General features: G+C 71.3%; 15 protein-coding genes and 1 riboswitch. Of the genes, 12 read left to right on the forward strand and 3 right to left on the reverse strand.

What is annotated here, in order from left to right; all coding sequences use genetic code 11:
* Nucleotides 1-17: 17 nt before the first annotated feature.
* From ACZ6TI_RS10080 to thiC, 8 genes are all read left to right on the forward strand, one after another.
* Nucleotides 18-1,664, forward strand: a complete 1,647-nt coding sequence (locus ACZ6TI_RS10080; protein ID WP_465344639.1) for an ABC-F family ATP-binding cassette domain-containing protein — start codon at nucleotides 18-20, stop codon at nucleotides 1,662-1,664.
* A 92-nt stretch (nucleotides 1,665-1,756) separates the two neighbouring features.
* Nucleotides 1,757-1,869: riboswitch (TPP riboswitch) on the forward strand.
* Nucleotides 1,870-1,979: 110 nt separating this feature from the next.
* On the forward strand, nucleotides 1,980-2,522 hold the full coding sequence (locus ACZ6TI_RS10085; protein WP_465344988.1) for a thiamine phosphate synthase: 543 nt from the start codon (nucleotides 1,980-1,982) through the stop codon (nucleotides 2,520-2,522).
* A complete protein-coding gene (thiO, locus tag ACZ6TI_RS10090) occupies nucleotides 2,519-3,499 on the forward strand; it encodes a glycine oxidase ThiO (protein ID WP_465344640.1) in 981 nt (326 codons plus the stop codon). The genes ACZ6TI_RS10085 and thiO overlap by 4 nt, the downstream gene beginning before the upstream one ends.
* Nucleotides 3,496-3,696, forward strand: coding sequence for a sulfur carrier protein ThiS (thiS, locus tag ACZ6TI_RS10095; protein ID WP_465344641.1), 201 nt, complete (start codon nucleotides 3,496-3,498; stop codon nucleotides 3,694-3,696). The genes thiO and thiS overlap by 4 nt, the downstream gene beginning before the upstream one ends.
* Before the next feature lies 1 nt (nucleotide 3,697).
* Nucleotides 3,698-4,444: a thiazole synthase gene (locus ACZ6TI_RS10100; protein WP_465344642.1), complete on the forward strand. Its 747-nt coding sequence runs from the start codon at nucleotides 3,698-3,700 to the stop codon at nucleotides 4,442-4,444.
* Complete coding sequence (locus ACZ6TI_RS10105; protein ID WP_465344643.1) at nucleotides 4,438-5,052, forward strand: thiamine phosphate synthase; 615 nt, start codon at nucleotides 4,438-4,440, stop codon at nucleotides 5,050-5,052. The genes ACZ6TI_RS10100 and ACZ6TI_RS10105 overlap by 7 nt, the downstream gene beginning before the upstream one ends.
* Nucleotides 5,049-5,813: a bifunctional hydroxymethylpyrimidine kinase/phosphomethylpyrimidine kinase gene (gene thiD, locus ACZ6TI_RS10110; protein WP_465344644.1), complete on the forward strand. Its 765-nt coding sequence runs from the start codon at nucleotides 5,049-5,051 to the stop codon at nucleotides 5,811-5,813. Before ACZ6TI_RS10105 ends, thiD begins: the two co-directional genes overlap by 4 nt.
* 142 nt (nucleotides 5,814-5,955) lie before the next feature.
* Nucleotides 5,956-7,482 (forward strand): phosphomethylpyrimidine synthase ThiC, encoded by a 1,527-nt coding sequence (gene thiC, locus ACZ6TI_RS10115; protein WP_465344645.1) that lies wholly within the window; start codon nucleotides 5,956-5,958, stop codon nucleotides 7,480-7,482.
* Here thiC and ACZ6TI_RS10120 read toward each other — a convergent pair whose 3' ends face one another.
* The 3 genes from ACZ6TI_RS10120 to ACZ6TI_RS10130 form a co-directional block, all read right to left on the reverse strand.
* Nucleotides 7,483-9,216, reverse strand: coding sequence for a hypothetical protein (locus tag ACZ6TI_RS10120; RefSeq protein WP_465344646.1), 1,734 nt, complete (start codon nucleotides 9,214-9,216; stop codon nucleotides 7,483-7,485).
* A 71-nt stretch (nucleotides 9,217-9,287) separates the two neighbouring features.
* Nucleotides 9,288-10,037, reverse strand: coding sequence for an ABC transporter ATP-binding protein (locus tag ACZ6TI_RS10125; RefSeq protein ID WP_465344647.1), 750 nt, complete (start codon nucleotides 10,035-10,037; stop codon nucleotides 9,288-9,290).
* A gap of 77 nt (nucleotides 10,038-10,114) precedes the next feature.
* Nucleotides 10,115-11,278, reverse strand: a complete 1,164-nt coding sequence (locus ACZ6TI_RS10130) for an ABC transporter substrate-binding protein (RefSeq protein ID WP_465344648.1) — start codon at nucleotides 11,276-11,278, stop codon at nucleotides 10,115-10,117.
* Nucleotides 11,279-11,731: 453 nt separating this feature from the next.
* Between ACZ6TI_RS10130 and ACZ6TI_RS10135 the strand changes: the two genes are divergently transcribed.
* From ACZ6TI_RS10135 to ACZ6TI_RS10150, 4 genes are read left to right on the forward strand one after another with little or no spacing between them, the layout of a single operon-like run.
* The gene (locus tag ACZ6TI_RS10135; protein WP_465344649.1) at nucleotides 11,732-14,881 is read left to right on the forward strand and encodes a nitrate- and nitrite sensing domain-containing protein; all 3,150 of its coding nucleotides are present in this window, start codon (nucleotides 11,732-11,734) and stop codon (nucleotides 14,879-14,881) included.
* Nucleotides 14,878-15,291, forward strand: coding sequence for a roadblock/LC7 domain-containing protein (locus ACZ6TI_RS10140; protein WP_465344650.1), 414 nt, complete (start codon nucleotides 14,878-14,880; stop codon nucleotides 15,289-15,291). The genes ACZ6TI_RS10135 and ACZ6TI_RS10140 overlap by 4 nt, the downstream gene beginning before the upstream one ends.
* 38 nt (nucleotides 15,292-15,329) lie before the next feature.
* Entirely contained in the window at nucleotides 15,330-15,701 is a 372-nt protein-coding gene (locus ACZ6TI_RS10145; RefSeq protein WP_465344651.1) for a DUF742 domain-containing protein, read from the forward strand.
* Nucleotides 15,682-16,302, forward strand: coding sequence for a GTP-binding protein (locus ACZ6TI_RS10150; protein WP_465344652.1), 621 nt, complete (start codon nucleotides 15,682-15,684; stop codon nucleotides 16,300-16,302). The genes ACZ6TI_RS10145 and ACZ6TI_RS10150 overlap by 20 nt, the downstream gene beginning before the upstream one ends.
* The last annotated feature ends 255 nt before the right edge of the window (nucleotides 16,303-16,557 follow it).

The following is a 16,557-nucleotide window of genomic DNA, read 5'->3' on the forward strand; positions in this document are numbered from 1 at the left end:
CAGGAAGGATGCCGGTCATGGGTTACGTGGATGTCGCCGGGGTGGGCTTCGTGCTGCCGGACGGGCGCGAGCTGTTCTCCGACGTGTCGTTCCGGGTGGGCGAGGGCAAGAAGGTCGCGCTCGTCGGTCCGAACGGCGCCGGCAAGACGACCCTGCTGCGCACCGTGGCCGGTGACCTGCCCGTGCAGTCCGGCACGGTCGCGCGCTCCGGCGGGCTCGGGGTGATGCGCCAGTTCATCGGCATGATCGGCGACGACCGCACCCTGGAAGATCTTGCTCTCTCGCTTGTCGAGCCGGCCCTGCGGGAAGCGGGGGAGCGGCTGGCCAAGGCGGCCGCCGGGCTGGGCGAATCGGAGCGATCCCAGCTGGCCTATGCGAACGCGTTGTCGCACTGGGGCGAGGTCGGTGGCTATGACGTCGAGGTGCTCTTCGACACGGTCGCGGTGGCGATCCTCGGCAAGCCGTGGGACGAGGTGCGCGGCCGGCCGGTGCGCACGCTCTCCGGCGGCCAGCAGAAACGGTTCGCCCTCGACCTGCTGCTGCGCGGCCGCGACGAGGTGCTGCTGCTGGACGAGCCGGACAACTTCCTCGACGTGCCCGGCAAACGCTGGCTGGAGGGTCGCCTGCGGGAGTCGTCGAAATCAGTGCTCTATGTCTCGCACGATCGTGAGCTGCTGGCCCAGACCGCCGACCGGGTGGTCGCGGTCGAGGGCGGCAGCGCGTGGACGCATCCCGGCAGTTTCGCGTCCTGGCACGAGGCCCGCGCCAACCGGCACGACCGGCTGCTCGAGTCGCATCGGCGCTGGGAGGAGGAGCACGAGAAGCTCAAGGAGCTGGTGCTGACGCTCAAGCAGAAGGCGACCTACAACGATGGCATGGCCTCGCGTTACCAGGCCGCGCAGACCCGGCTCCGCAAGTTCGAGGAGGCCGGACCGCCGCCGCTGCCGCCCAAGGAGCAGTCGCTGCGGATGAATCTGCGCGGCGGTCGCACCGGCAAGCGCGCGGTGGTCTGCACCGGGCTGGAGATGGAAAACCTGACGTTCCCGTTCGACCTGGAGATCTGGTACGGCGACCGGGTCGCCGTGCTGGGCGCCAACGGCACTGGCAAGTCGCACTTCCTGCGGCTGCTCGCCGCCGGTGGCTCGTCGCCGGACGCGGAGAACAAGCCGGTCGACGGCGCGCCGCTCGCGCACGTGGCGCATCACGGCACCGCCAAGCTCGGCGCACGCGTGCGGCCGGGGCACTTCTCGCAGACGCACGACCGGCCCGAACTGCTCGACCGCACGCTGGTCGAGATTCTCTGGCGCGGCGACGACCACCGCAGCGGCATGGACCGGGCCGGAGCGATGAAGGCGCTCAACCGCTATGAGCTGGCCGGCCAGGGAGACCAGCTGTTCGGCACGCTCTCCGGCGGGCAGCAGGCTCGGTTCCTGGTGTTGCTGCTCGAGCTGTCCGGCGCCACGGCGCTGCTGCTCGACGAGCCGACCGACAACCTCGACATGGCGTCGGCGGAGGCGTTGGAGGAGGGGCTGGCGGCATTCGAGGGCACGGTCGTCGCGGTCACCCACGACCGGTGGTTCACCAGGGGATTCGATCGGTTCGTGCTGTTCCAGGCGGACGGCGAGGTGGTCGAGACCCCGGAGCCGGTCTGGGACGTGCGTTAGGCCCAGCCGTGTGCGAGGCGCGCTCGCACCCTCGGTTGCTCGCAAGACGGACCCTGGCGCTCATGACGCCGGGCGGCTAATGTCCGGAGTGGAACCAACCCCACGGGAGTCCGGTGCACCGGGCTGAGAGGGGGGCTGACGCAGCCCCCGACCGTCGAACCTGATCCGGATAATGCCGGCGCAGGGAGGATGTTTATGTCCCCACGCATTCGCGCGGTGAGCGTGCCTTCCCATTCTGTTGCGGCCGAATTTGGTTGGGCTGGTGAAGTCAAGGGCGTTAGAGACTTTCCGCGGTTGCATGTGGTTACCGACAGCCTGGTGACCGTGCGGGCGGTGCTTTCGGTCTCGGCGGATCTCGCCGTTCAGGTGCGCGTCGAGGATGACGTGACCGACCGGGCGGCCTTCGAGCTCACCCGCGCGGTGCTCGCACTGTGCCGCCCGCTGGGCGTGATGTGCCTGGTCAACGATCGTCTCGACGTCGCCGTGGCGGCGGGCGCGGACGGCGCGCACGTCGGCGCCGACGACCTGCCGCCCGCGGCCGCGCGCCGGGTGCTCGGGCCGGACCTGGTGCTCGGCGTGACCTGCCGCGCCCCCGCGGTGATTCCGGAGGCGACGTATTTCGGAGTCGGGCCGGCCTACGCGACGTCCACGAAGGACGGTCTGCCCGAACCGATCGGCCCGGCCGGGGTCGCGGCGGTCGCGGCGGCGGCGCAGGTGCCGGTGATCGCGATCGCCGGCGTGACGCCCGCACGGGTGCCCGAACTGCTGGCCGCCGGCGCACACGGGGTGGCCGCGGTCGGCGCCATCGCCCGCGACCCGATCGGCGCGACCACGGACTTCTTGAAGGCGCTGTCATGAGATGCGCGGTGGTCGGCGGCGGCATCATCGGCCTCTCGATCGCGTGGCGCCTCGCCGCCGAGGACGTCGACGTTCAGGTCTACGACGCCGGGCTCGGCGCCTGGTATGTCGCCGCAGGGATGCTCGCGCCGGGCAACGAATCGACCTGGGAGACCCCCGCGCTCGGGCGGCTGATGACCGAGTCGGCGCGGCGGTGGCCGGCGTTCGCGGCGGAACTCGGAGTGCCGCTGCCCGACGAGGGCACGCTCACCGTCGCGCTGACCGCCGACGACCTGGCCGAATCGGAGCGCGCCTGGTCGCGGCAGCGGCTCACACCGACATCACTGCGAGAGCTGGAACCGGCGCTGTCGCCCCGGATCCGGGCCGGCTGCCGGCAACCCGGCGATCGGCAAGTGGATCCGCGCCGGGTGGTCGAGGCGCTTCGCGAACGGGTGGCGGTCACGCCCAAGGCCGTCGAAGATCTGGGGTCGCTCGACGCCGATCAGGTGATCGTCGCCGCGGGATGCGGGACGGCGGCGCTGACCGGGTTGCCCGTGCGGCCGGTCAAGGGCGAGGTGCTGCGGTTGCGGGGTGAGCCCGGGCTGCTGCGGCACGTGATCAGCGGATATGCCGACGGGCGGCACGTCTATCTGGTGCCACGGGCGGACGGCGAGATCGTGGTCGGGGCTAGTCAGGTGGAGCGTACCGATCAGATCTTGACTGTGGGGTCGGTGCTCGATCTGCTGCGCGCCGCCGTCGATCTGGTGCCCGAGCTGGCCGAATGCGAGCTCACCGAGACCCTGGTCGGGCATCGGCCGGCCACACCGGACAACGCGCCGCTGCTCGGGCGGCTCGACGAGCGCACCGTGGTCGCCGCCGGTCATCACCGCAACGGCGTGCTGCTCGCGCCGATCACCGCCGACCTGATCGCCGGGCTGGTGCTGACCGGGGTGGCCGATCCGATGCTGGCGCCGTTCGCGCCCGGGAGGTTCGCGTGAACGTCATCGTCAACGGCTCGCCCACCCGGCTCGGCGCGGACGACAGCGTCGCTGAGCTGGTCGACCGCCTCGCGGCTGCCCGGCGAGGGGTTGCGGTCGCGGTGAACGGCGAGGTGGTGCCACGTTCGGCGTGGGCCGCGACGGCGCTGGCGGACGGCGATCAGGTCGAGGTGCTCACCGCGGCGCAGGGAGGCTGACGTGGATCTGTTCGGGTCGTCACGGCTGATTCTGGGCACCGGGGGAGCGCGGAGTCTGGCCGAGCTGGAGGCCGCGATCGAGGCGTCCGGCACCGAACTGGTGACGGTCGCGCTGCGGCGGATCGACGCGGCCGGGCCGGGGCTGCTGCCGCTGCTCGACCGCCGGAAGATGCGGCTGCTGCCGAACACCGCCGGATGCTTCACCGCGGCCGACGCGATCAAGACGGCGCGGCTGGCCCGGGACGCGTTCGAGACCGATCTGATCAAGCTCGAGGTGATCGGGGACGAACGGACGCTGCTGCCGGACGGCCTGGAACTGTTGCGCGCCGCCGAGACGCTGGTCGGCGAAGGGTTCCGGGTGCTGCCCTACACGAGCGATGACCCGGTGCTGGCCGGGCGGCTGGAATCGGTGGGCTGCGCGGCGGTGATGCCGGCCGGGTCGCCGATCGGCTCCGGCCTGGGCATCGGGAACCCGCATCACATCCGGCTGATCCGGCAGAGCGTGTCGGTGCCGGTGGTGCTGGACGCGGGGATCGGCACGGCTTCGGACGCGGCCCTCGCGATGGAACTCGGCTGCGACGCGGTGTTGATCGCGTCGGCGATCACCCGGGCCGAAGATCCGGCGCGGATGGCGGCGGCGATGCGGCACGCGGTGCAGGCCGGGTGGCTGGCCGCGTCGGCCGGGCGGATTCCGCGGCGGTTTCACGCGCTGGCCTCGACCTCCGACGAAGGCAAGGCGTCGTGGTGAGGCCCGGCGGGCTCGTCGTGCTCACCGACCGGCGGTCCGCTTCCGGGCCGCTGGTCCCGGTGGTCCGGGAGGCGGTCCGCGGCGGCGCCGCTTGGGTCGTCCTTCGAGAGCGCGATCTCGGGTACGCCTCGCGGCACGCCCTGGCCGAGTCGTTGCGTGCGGTGGTGCCGCCGGGGCGGTTGATCGTCGCCGGGCCGGATCCGCTGGGGGGCGACGCGGTGCACCTGGCGTCTTGGGATCCGTGGCCGGGGGAGCGGATGCGGTTGGTCGGGCGATCGTGTCACTCGGGAGATGAACTGTCCACTGCGGACTATGTGACGTTGTCGCCGGTCTATCTGACATCGTCCAAGCCGGGGTATGGGCCGGCGTTGACGCCGGCGGGTGCGGCTCGGATGGCGGCTGATGCGGGCGGGCTCGCGCCGCCCGGGGGTGTTGCGCAGGGGTGTGCAGAGCAAGGCGTCTGGTGGTTGGCGCTGGGTGGGGTTGATTCGGCGGAGCGGGTTCGGGAGTGCGTTGGGGCCGGGGCGGCTGGTGTGGCTGTCATGGGTGCGGTGATGCGGTCGGATTCGCCTGGGCGGGTTGCCGCGGAACTGGCCGGTGCTCTGTGACGCCGCCGGTGGTGTTGACCATTGCCGGGTCGGACTCTGGGGGTGGGGCCGGGATACAGGCTGATCTCAAGACGTTTGCGGCGCTGGGGGCTTATGGCGCGTCGGTCATCACGGCGGTTACCGCGCAGAACACGGTCGGGGTTCGGGTTGTGCACGCGGTGCCTGCTGATGTGGTGGCGGCGCAGCTTGACGCGGTGCTGGAAGACCTGCCGGTGGTGGCGGTCAAGGTGGGGATGATCGGCGATCGGGAGGTGGCCGAGGTGGTTGCCGCCCGGATCGAGCGGCTGCCGTGCCTGGTCGTTGATCCGGTGCTGGTCGCCACCTCTGGCAGCCGGTTGTCCGCTGTTGCTTCTGTTCGGCCTTTACTGGCGTACCGGTCGGTGTTGACGCCTAATCGGCACGAAGCCGGCGCCCTCGTCGGGCGGCGGGTTGCGACCGGCGAGGAAATGTCTTTGGCGGCGGCGGAGCTGGCCGCGATGGGCGCGGGCAGCGTCGTGGTGACGGGCAGTGAGTCGGCGGTGGATGTGCTGCATCACGACGGGGCGACCGAGGTGCTGCAGGGGACGCGGGTCGCTTCGGTCAACAACCACGGGTCGGGGTGCACGTTCTCGTCGGCGATCGCGGTGCGGCTGGCGCTCGGCGATCCGGTGCCGCTGGCCGTGCGGAATGCGAAGCGCTATGTGGCGGGCGCGCTGCGTGGCGGGCGGAAGTGGGAGATCGGCAAGGGGCCGGGGCCGTTGGATCACTTCGGCTGGAACTGAGCCGGCCCGGCCGGCTCGCTGATCGATCGGGGCGGGCTCGGCGGCGCGTCCGGCCGGCATCGTGGCTGGATTGGCCGGGTGGGGGTGAGGCCGACGGATTTGGCTTGCTGTTTGGCGTCCTATTTGTACCGATATCGGGAGGTTGGGAATGCGACGCAAGGTGTATGTCGACGAGTTGCGGGTGCCGTTCGCGGAGGTTGAGCTGAGTGGGGGCAATGCGCCGGTGCGGCTCTATGACACTTCGGGGCCGGGTAGTGATCCGGAGGTGGGACTGCCGGCGTTGCGGGCCGACTGGATTGCCGGGCGGACTATGACGCAGCTTGGCTGCGCGCGGGCCGGGATCGTGACGCCGGAGATGCGGTTCGTGGCGATTCGCGAGGGTATGGACGCCGAGGTGGTGCGGGACGAGATCGCGGCCGGGCGGGCCGTGCTGCCGGCCAACGTCAACCACCCGGAGAGCGAGCCGATGATCATCGGGTCGCGGTTTCTGGTCAAGGTCAACGCGAACATCGGCACGTCGGCGGTCAGCTCGTCGGTGGCCGAGGAGGTGGACAAGCTCACCTGGGCGACGCGGTGGGGCGCGGACACCGTGATGGACCTGTCCACCGGCAAGCGGATCCACGAAACCCGGGAGGCGATCCTGCGCAACTCCCCGGTGCCGATCGGGACCGTGCCGATCTATCAGGCGCTGGAGAAGGCCGGCGGCGATCCGGTGAAGCTGACCTGGGAGATGTTCCGGGACACCGTGATCGAGCAGGCCGAACAGGGCGTCGACTACATGACCGTGCACTCCGGGGTGCGGCTGGCGCACGTGCCGCTGTCGGTGCGGCGGGTGACCGGGATCGTCTCGCGCGGCGGGTCGATCATGGCGGCCTGGTGCCTCGCGCACCATCGGGAGAACTTCCTCTACACGCACTCCGCCGAGCTCTGCGAGATCTTCGCGAGCTATGACATCACCTTCTCGCTGGGCGACGGGCTGCGGCCGGGCTCGATCGCGGACGCCAACGACGAGGCGCAGTTCGCCGAGCTGCGGACGCTGGGCGAGCTCACCAAGGTCGCCTGGGAGCACGACGTGCAGGTGATGGTGGAAGGGCCGGGCCACGTGCCGATGCACAAGATCAAGGAGAACGTGGACCTGCAGCAGGAGCTGTGCGACGGCGCGCCGTTCTACACGCTCGGGCCGCTGACCACGGACATCGCGCCGGCGTACGACCACATCACCTCGGCGATCGGGGCGGCGATGATCGGGATGTTCGGCACCGCGATGCTCTGCTACGTGACGCCCAAGGAGCATCTCGGGCTGCCGGATCGCGATGACGTCAAGGCGGGAGTGATCGCGTACAAGATCGCGGCGCACGCGGCCGACCTGGCCAAGGGGCATCCGGGGGCGCAGGCCTGGGACGACGCGCTGTCCAAGGCGCGCTTCGAGTTTCGCTGGGAGGACCAGTTCAACCTGTCGCTCGACCCCGAGACGGCACGGTCCTATCACGACGCCACGCTGCCCGCCGAACCCGCGAAGACCGCGCACTTCTGCTCGATGTGCGGGCCCAAGTTCTGCTCGATGCGGATCAGTCAGGACCTGAAGGCGTACGCCGAGCAGGGCATGCGCGCCAAGAGCGAGGAGTTCCAGGCGGCCGGCGGCTCGGTCTATCTGATCGAGAAGCGCTAGCTAGCTCTCGTTCCCCAGCTGGCTGACCCAGTCGACGTATTCGTCATCCGACTTCTGCTTGCGGCCGCGCGACTTGGTCGGCGCGGGGGTGACCGACAGCGGCGGGGTGACCGGCTCGGGGTGCGGCAGCGGCGGCGAGATGGCCGGCGGCTCGGGAACCATCGGGGTGCCGCCCGGGCGCCGGGACGGCGCGTTGCCGCGCAGGCTTTCCGGGCGGGCGTCGACGTTGACCGGGCGGCGGTGGGGTTGCTGGGGCTGCAACGCTTCCGGCGGGATCTCGGGCAGCGCCGGGGCTGGGACATAGGGCTGGTCGGCCTTGGCGGGCGCGGCCTGCTTGCGGGCAGTCGGCCGGCGCGCGGCCGGGGCCGGCTGCGCGTGACCGGGCTGAGCGTGGGCGGGCTGCTGGCCAGGCTGGGCGTGAGCGGGCTGGGCGTGAGCAGACTGAGCAGGCTGGCCGGGCTGGGCGTGGGAGGGCTGGGCGTGAGCGGGCTGGGCGTGAGCGGGCTGGGCGGCTTGGCCGGACTGGGCGGGGACGGGCTGGGCGGGCTCGGCCGCTCGGCGGGAGCGGCCTCGGCTCGGGTTGGCGAAGGCGTTGAAGGTCGGGGGCTCGCCGGAATCGCCGTCGGCCGACGGGGGTGTGTTCCGCGGCGGGCGCGCGGGCCGGCGGGCGGCCCTCTTCGCAGGCGGGGGAACCGCCGCGGGCGGGGGAACCGCCGCGGGCGGCGGGATCGGCGGCAGGTCGGCCACCGCGCTCGACGGTGGCGACTGCGGGGGCGACGGTGTCGGCGACTGCGCCGGTGAGGCCGGGCCGGCCGCCTTCTGCACCGGGATGCGGTCGGTCGGCTCTTCGCCGCCGTCGCCCTCGGCGTTCGGCTCCGGTTCGTCCGTGCCGCCACGGCCGATCACCGCGGCCAGCACCGACCCGAGCACCCCGGCGCCCGTCGCGGTCATCGCCGCCCAATAGGGCACCACCTGGTAGCGATCCGGGCCCGCGCCCGGCCCGGCGATCAGATAGGACAGCGTCAGCAGGGCCGGACCGGGCAGCCCGGCCAGCGCGATGGTCAGGGTCGGCAGGTCGCGGCGGCGGGCCTGGTAGCCGAGCAGCCCGCCGACCACGAGCGCCAACGCCGGCATCGTGAACAACGCCGTCTTCTGCGTCACCGAGGACGAGAAGAATCCGGCGTCGAACACGCCGAGGCGTACCGAAGGGAGGGGGTCGTCGGGCGCGAGCGAGGGCGCCACCGAGACCAGGGCCAGCACCCAGATCGCGAGCCCGATCGTCGCCAGGCTCCAGCGCGCCACCGCCTGGGTGAGCGCCGCATAGGCCGCGAAGATCCCGACCGCGGCGCCCAGCGCCGCGCACAGGCCGATCACGAAGACCGGGTGCACGCCGTCGATCCGGGCCGTGCGGGCGGGCTGCATGGTGAGCGGCACGACCAGCGCCGCGCCTATCCCGGCGGCCACCGCGAGCGCGCCGAACGTGCGGGTCGTGGCCGGCGCCCGCCAGCGGTCGCGCAGGAAGCGGCCGGCCAGCGCGCCGAGCACCGCCGCGGTCATCGCGAACCAGGCGACCCAGGCGAGCTGGGCGGTCCACTGGTCGCGCGAGGTCACGTCGAGGACCCGGGTCAGGCGCAGGATGCCCAGACCGTATGCCAGACCGAGCTGGCAGGCGCCGGCCAGCGCGGCGACGCCGAGCGTCACGCCGAGCAGCTTGGCCCAGGTCCGAAATGCCATGCCGGGCACGTTACGGAATCCGCCCGGATCGCCGCCACTTCCGGGGCGCTACTTAAGGAATGCGAAAGTCGTCAGGACATCAGCAATTCGTGCAATTCGGCGCTGCAGCGCGCAACCTCTTCCAGATGCGCGGTGCGGCCCAGGGTGCGCGGCCGGGGAATCTTGATGTCCAGGATCTCGCGGATGCGGCCCGGCCGCGGGCTGAGCACCACCACCCGGTCGGCGAGCAGCACCGCCTCGTCGATCGAGTGGGTCACGAAGACCGTGGTCGCGTGGTTGTCCATGTGGATCTTCTGCAGCTCGCCGGACAGCTCCTCGCGGGTGAGCGCGTCGAGCGCGGAGAACGGCTCGTCCATCAGCATCACGCGGGGGTTGGTGATCAGCGAGCGGCACAGCGCCACCCGCTGCTGCATGCCGCCGGAGAGCTCGAACGGCATCCGCTTCTCGAAGCCGGACAGTCCGGTCATCTCGAGCAGCTCGTGTGCGCGGGCCCGGTGCGCGCGCTTGCGCCAGCCGAAGATCTGCACCGGCAGCAGCACGTTGTCGAGCACCGTGCGCCACGGCAGCAGCGCCGGACGCTGGAACATCATCGAGATGTCGCGGCGCGGGCGCTGCACCGGCTCGCCGGCGATGCGCACCTCGCCGCCGCTGGCCGGCAGCAGACCCGCGATGATCCGGAGCATCGTCGACTTGCCGCAGCCGGACCGGCCGAGGATCGCGACGAACTCGCCGTCGCCGACCTCGAGGTCGATGTCGCGCAACGCCTCCACCGTGCCGGACCGGCCGGTGAAGGACCGGGAGACGCCGGAGAGCCGAATCATGTGTGCGCTCCCGATGGGATCGGATTCATCAGAGTCGAATCCTAGTCGACCCGTGTGACGACGCTGTGACAGCGGCGTCAGCTCGCCAACCGCCACCGGCCGCTGCGCGCGACCAGCAGGGTGAGCGCCTGTGGCATCAGGCCGGAGTGGTTGTCCGGCGTCATCCGGATCGAGCCGGACAGACCGTCCAGCTGGGACGATTCGATGATGTCGCGCAGCGCGTTCCGGTCGGTGCCGACCCGCGAGATGCCGACGCCGATCAGACCGACCGCGTCCGCCGCCAGCGAGGCCACCCCGGAGTACGTGCCGTAGCGCGAGGTGTAGTCGCGGAACCACTGCTTGCGGGTCGCCTTGGCCGGCGTCGTCGCGATCACGTCGTCGATCGCCAGCGTCTGGGTGAAGACCATGGTGGCGTTCTCGGTGGCGGCCGACGATGCCTGCGGGATGAAGAGGTCGCCGGCGGCGGCCGCGTCGAAGAACAGCCGGCCGGTGAACCCGGCCGCCTTGGCGCTGGTCGCGGCCAGGCCCGCCTGATCGGGGCCGACCAGGAAGACCAGGGCGGCCGGCTCGGCGTCGGCGAGCGTGCCGACGGCCTGCGTGATGTCGGTCGCGGTCGGCTTCACCGGCACCGAGGTCACCACGGTGACGCCACTCTTGCCGGCCTCCGCGGCGAACACCGTCTGGCCGCTGCGGCCATAGAGATCGTCCGCATAGAGCACGCCGACCCGGTTGGCGCCGGCCCGCTTGATCGCGGAGACCAGGGCGACGGCGCTGTCCGCGGAATTGGGGCCCAGCTTGAAGACGAACCGGCGCTCGGCCAGCGGGGTGGACACCCGGTCGGCCGGGGCCAGCGCGATCGTCGGGATCTTCTTGTCGTTGATCGTCTTGGCCGCGCCGACCACGCATTCACTGCAGTAGCCGGTGACTACGGCGGCCACCGCGGGGTCGTCGGCGAGCGTGCTGATGTTGCGCAGCGACGAGGTCGGGTCCGAGCGGTTGTCCAGAATGCGGAGTTCGAGCTGGCGGTCGCCGAGCAGGCCGGACGCGTTCAGCTGCTCGATCTTCAGCTGCAGGGCGCGCCCGTACGCGGTGTCCACGGCGGAGCCCGAAGCCAGGTCGGCGCCGATCACCACCCGGGTGGGCGAGGCGGCCGGCTCGTCTTCGGACGTGCAGCCGGCGAGGCCGGTGGCCAGCAGCAGGGCCGCTGCGATGCCGGCGGTGGCGCGGCGGGGGAACCTCACTGCGGTGTCTCCTCATTCAAGGCTGTCTTCATCGCCACGTTGTCCGCAGTGGACCGCGTGCGCACGGACACCACGTCCGTCCGATCGCGAGAAACCTTGCCAACGTGAAGGTTCCTGGTCAAGCCGCGTAGTTACTCGTTGCGAGACAACCTTCTCACATAGTGGTTGGAATCTTGGTGCGAATCCGTTACCGCTTGCCTACGCAACGTTGTCAACGTCATATTCGTGCACGTCAACGTGTCGTCATACTTCCTAAACGAACTGAACGTACGATTGCCATTCCACTTAGTAGGACGTTCCCGGAACCGGTCAGACTTCCCAAAGGCATTCTGAGTCTGATGAAATCGCGGCCGTGCCGCGTGTTGCACCATCCTGCCCGCATCCGCCGGGAAGGCCCGGGCCAGCGGCACCGGGTGGGCGAAGAGGTGTGGGGATGACCAGCGAGGAGATGTCGTGAGCACCGGTTCATCGGCCCAGCCTGCGACCTACCCTGCGCCGCCCGGTCGGCAGAGACGTGGTCTGCCTCGGCTGCGTGACGTGCGGATCCGGTCGAAGCTCGCGCTGATCCTGTTCGTGCCCCTCGTGGCCGTGCTGGCGCTGGCCGGTGTCCGGCTCTTCGACATCGGCGGGCGCGCTCTCGACGCGGCTCAGGTGGAGGACCTCACCCGGCTCTCCGCGGACGTCTCCGATCTGACCCAGGTGCTGCACCAGGAGCGGATGGCCGGTGCGCAATATCTGGCCACCGCGACCGCCGCCAAGGACCCATACACCGCGGCCATTGCGCAGAGCGACCGCCGCATTCAGCAATACACGGCGGACCGGCGCGAGCTGAACGACACCCCGGCCTCGGTGGAGCAGCGCCTCGCCCGGATCGACGACCACCTGCGCACGATGAACGCCACCCGGTCCCGAATCGCCGACCGCGACCAGATCTCGGTCACCGAGGCCGTCCTGCGCTACGGCGTGGTGATCACCGACATGGTCGGTTACGGCGAGTCCCTCGGCCAGTTCGCCGGCGACGGCGAGGTGGCCGACGGCCTGCGTGCGGTCTCCGCGTTCGCGCGGGCCAAAGCCGGCACCGCCGAGCAGGAGGCCACCTCCTATGCCGCGCGGGTGTCCGGTGACGCCAGCGCCGAGCAGCAGGCCGCGTTCATCGCCACCCAGACCAGCCAGCAGGACGCGCTGCTCGCCTTCTCGGTGGTCGCCTCGCCGGCCGACCGGGCGCTGGTGGAGAGCACGGTCACCGGTGACGCGGTCAACCTGGCCGACCAGGTGTCGATCCGGCTGAGCCGTGGCGACCAGGTGCTGCCGGCCGAGATCGTGCAGTCGTTCGGCGCGGTGGTCGACCTGATGCGCTGGGCCGAGCAGCGGCTCGAGTCCGAGTGGATCGCCCAGGCCGCCGACGAGAGCGCGTCGGTGACCCAGCAGGCCACCATCGAGGCCGCCGTGGTGCTCGCGGTGCTGATCCTGGCCATCGCGCTGGCCGTCATGCTGGCCCGCTCGCTCAACCTCTCACTGCGCCGGCTGCGTGAGGGCGCGCTCAGCGTGGCCCACCGCGACCTGCCGGAGTCGGTGGCCCGGCTGCGCGACGTCCGCAACCTCGGCGAGGGCGGTCCGGACGACATCGTCCGCCAGCTGCGCGACCCGATCCAGCTGAAGAACCGCGACGAGGTCGGGCAGGTGGCCCAGGCGTTCAACGTGGTGCACCGCGAGGCGGTCCGGATCGCGGCCGAGCAGGCCGCGCTGCGCACCAGCGTCTCGGCGATGTTCCTCAACCTGGCCCGCCGCAGTCAGGCCCTGGTCGACCGGATGATCGGCGAGCTGGACCAGATCGAGCGCGGCGAAGAGGACCCCAAGCGGCTCGCCCAGCTTTTCGAGCTCGACCACCTGGCCACCCGGATGCGCCGCAACGACGAAAACCTGCTGGTGCTGGCCGGCGCCGACTCGAGCGCCCCGCGCCGCGAGGACGCGCTGCTGGTGGACGCGCTGCGCGCCGCCCAGTCCGAGGTGGAGCTCTACAACCGCATCGAGTTCGGCACCGTCGACACCGACATCTCGATCGCCGCGCTCGCCGTCAACGACGTGGTCCGGCTGGTCGCCGAGCTGCTGGACAACGCCACCCGCTTCTCGCCGCCGAACACGGTGGTGGTCGCCGATGGCCGCCGCATCCGCGACTACGTGGTGATCCAGGTCGAGGACCGCGGCCTGGGCATGTCCGAGGAGCAGATGGAGGCGCTGAACCGGCGCCTGGCCGAGCCGCCGAGCGTGGACGTGGCCGCCTTCCGCCTGATGGGCCTGGCCGTGGTCGGCCGCCTGGCCAGCCGCTACGGCATCCGGGTCGAGCTGCGCGCCAACATGGAGGGTGGCACGATCGCCCAGGTCACGCTGCCGAGCGACATCGTGCTGCTGCCGTCCCGCGGCATCGACTCGCCCCGTGGCCGCATGGCTCAGCTCGACAGTGGCCCGATGGGCAGCTGGGACGCGCTGCCGTCCGGCCCGTCCGGGCGCACCTCCACGACGACCCTGTCGGCCGGCTCCGAGCCGTCCTGGCGGGCCGAGCTGCCCGGCCCGTCGCACCCGTCGCTGCCGCAGATGCCGTCGCAGCGCCCGCCGTCCGAGCCGATGCCGCCGAGCACCAACCGGCCGCCGTTGCCGACCCGGGTGGCCCAGCCGATCGCGTCCACGCCGGCCTCGGCGCCGCCGGCCCCGGCCTCCGCGCCGCCGGCACAGAACAGCCCGGCGCAGAACAGCCCGGCGCACACCGGCCCGGCGCACAACGGCCCTGGGCACACCGGCAGCTGGGGCACGCCCACGATGGCCTACCCGGCGGTGCAGCAGCAGGCCTCGCCCGACCATCAGGTCGCGGTCGGGTTCGTCACCCCGGACGGCAAGAAGATCCCGCCGCCGCCGCGACCGGTCAGCCCGAACCCGTCCGGGTGGGGCGCCGCGCTCGCCCAGATGCCGACCCCGCCGCCACCGCCGGCCGCCACGCCGGCCGAAGACCGCGCCGAGGCCCCGATCTTCCTGCAGATGCAGGCGAGCTGGTTCCGCGCGCACGAGGGCGACGCCGAGGACTGGGGCATGCCGACCGCCGGCTACGCGCCACCGCCGAGCCCTGGTTCCGAGGTCATGGCCGGGATGATGGCCGCTCCGGCAGCCGCCGCTCCGGTCGCCGCGCCACCGCCGGTGACGTTCCCTGCACCGGCAAGAACATTGAGGGATGCCACCGGAAGCGGTTCCGGGCAGAATAGTGCTCGACCGGCGCCAGCCGGCTCCGAAAACGGCGGATCCCCACCGCCCCGGCCACGTCCCCCGGCCGAGGAGAGGTGGCGGACCGCAGCCGACGAAGGATGGCAGCGGGCGATGGCAGCGGCGGAACCCACCGACGCCGGCACCACCCGTTCTGGATTGCCCAAGCGCCTGCCGCAGGCCCAGCTTGTCCCGGGCGGCGTGCAGACCGGTGAAAGAGTCGCCAACAAGCGCAGTCCGGATGAGGTTCGAGGCCTCCTTTCCGCGTATCACCGAGGCGTGCAACGAGGGCGTACGGCGGGCAGTGCCGAAGCTGCCGCGGGCGCCCCATCTCCGAAGGAGAATCGACAGTGACCAGGCCCCCCACCATGCAGGACATGGGCTGGCTGCTCAGCAACTTCGCGGACAGCGTGGCCGGCATCGCACACGTCGTGGCGGTCTCCGCCGACGGCCTGCTGCTGGCGTCGTCGCGTGACCTCCCGGGCGACCGAGCCGACCAGTTGGCCGCGATCACGTCCGGCGTGGTCAGCCTGACCGAGGGTGCGTCCCGCATGTTCAGTGCGGGTGAAGTGCAGCAGACCATCATCGAAATGGACAGCGGCTACCTCTTCCTGATGTCCATCAGCGACGGTTCCTCGATGGCAGTCCTGGCCGCGCGCAGCTGCGACGTCGGCCAGGTCGGCTATGAGATGGCGCTGCTCGTGGAGCGCGTCGGCGCGGCCCTGGTGCCCGCCCCGCGTGAAACCGTCGGCCACCAGGTCTGACGGCTCTCAGAGTGATGTCCGGAGGGAGGTGACCGCAGATGGGGCAGCCCCGGCAACCTCACGATCCACGTGGCGCGCTGGTCCGGCCCTATGCGGTCACCCGCGGGCGCACCGAGCCACAGCGCAACATCCCGATCGAAGCGGTCCTGGTCGCCAGCCAGGCAGCCGTGCAGGAGGCCCGGTTCGCCGGGCATGACAAGTACCGCATCGCGCTGCTGTGCGAGCCACGGGCTCAATCCCTGGCCGAAATCGCGGCGTACCACCGGCTACCGCTGGGGGTCGCCCGCGTGCTCGTCGCCGACATGGTCGCCGACGGGCTGCTGGCATTGCACAGTGCCGCTCCCAAACAAGGATTCGCGGAGCGGTTGGATCTGCTGGAGAGGGTGTTGAGTGGACTTCGCAAGCTCTGAGCGGGCGGGGGCGCAACCCAAGGAGATCACCTCCGCGAAAATCGTCGTGGCGGGCGGTTTCGGGGTCGGCAAGACCACGCTGGTCGGCGCGGTCTCCGAAATCGAACCGCTCACCACCGAAGCGGTGATGACCTCGGCCGGCGCCGGCGTGGACGACGCGTCCAAGGTGCCCGGCAAGGAGACCACCACGGTCGCCATGGACTTCGGCCGCATCACGATGGCCGAGGACCTGATCCTCTATCTGTTCGGCACGCCGGGCCAGACCCGCTTCTGGTTCATGTGGGACGAGCTGATCCGGGGCGCCGTCGGAGCCGCCGTGCTGGTCGACACGCGCCGCATCTCGGACGCGTTCGCGCCGCTGGACTACTTCGAGAACCGGCACCTGCCCTATCTGGTCGCCCTCAACTGCTTCGACGGCGCTCCACGCTATGAGCCCGAAGAGGTGCGCGAGGCGCTGGCGATCTCACCGCACGTGCCGCTGATCATGTGCGACGCGCGCCACCGCGACTCGGTCAAGGCCGTGCTGGTCGGTGTCGTCGAGCACGCGATGGCGACCCTCGTCGAGGAGCAGGGCAGGGGTCACCCGGCCACCGTCGGCTGAGCTTCTGCACATCAAGGACGATGTCCCGGGTCCGTCGTGGCCCGAGACGTCGCTCCCGCGGGCACCGGGCGGGGGCCCACCTGACGGTGGCCCGCGCCCTGCCGGGTCCGTGCGCGCAAGATCCACCCCCGACAGTGGTGGGCCAGGGGGGGGGGCGGGGGACGGATGTACCCCTCGGTCACCACCCCGTTGGTTTTCGTTGTGGGAGTGGTAGTCGTATCTGTCGACGGGCCGGGAAACGTCCAATTTGTCCGA

The organism is Actinoplanes sp. NPDC051388 (assembly GCF_055586225.1).

What these genes read in the sequence shown, in the direction of transcription:
- ACZ6TI_RS10125 (WP_465344647.1), bottom strand. Translation starts at nt 10,037, where the DNA reads ATGATTCGGCTCTCCGGCGTCTCCCGGTCCTTCACCGGCCGGTCCGGC.
- ACZ6TI_RS10120 (WP_465344646.1), bottom strand. Translation starts at nt 9,216, where the DNA reads ATGGCATTTCGGACCTGGGCCAAGCTGCTCGGCGTGACGCTCGGCGTC.
- thiO (WP_465344640.1), top strand. Translation starts at nt 2,519, where the DNA reads ATGAGATGCGCGGTGGTCGGCGGCGGCATCATCGGCCTCTCGATCGCG.
- ACZ6TI_RS10080 (WP_465344639.1), top strand. Translation starts at nt 18, where the DNA reads ATGGGTTACGTGGATGTCGCCGGGGTGGGCTTCGTGCTGCCGGACGGG.
- ACZ6TI_RS10145 (WP_465344651.1), top strand. Translation starts at nt 15,330, where the DNA reads ATGGGGCAGCCCCGGCAACCTCACGATCCACGTGGCGCGCTGGTCCGG.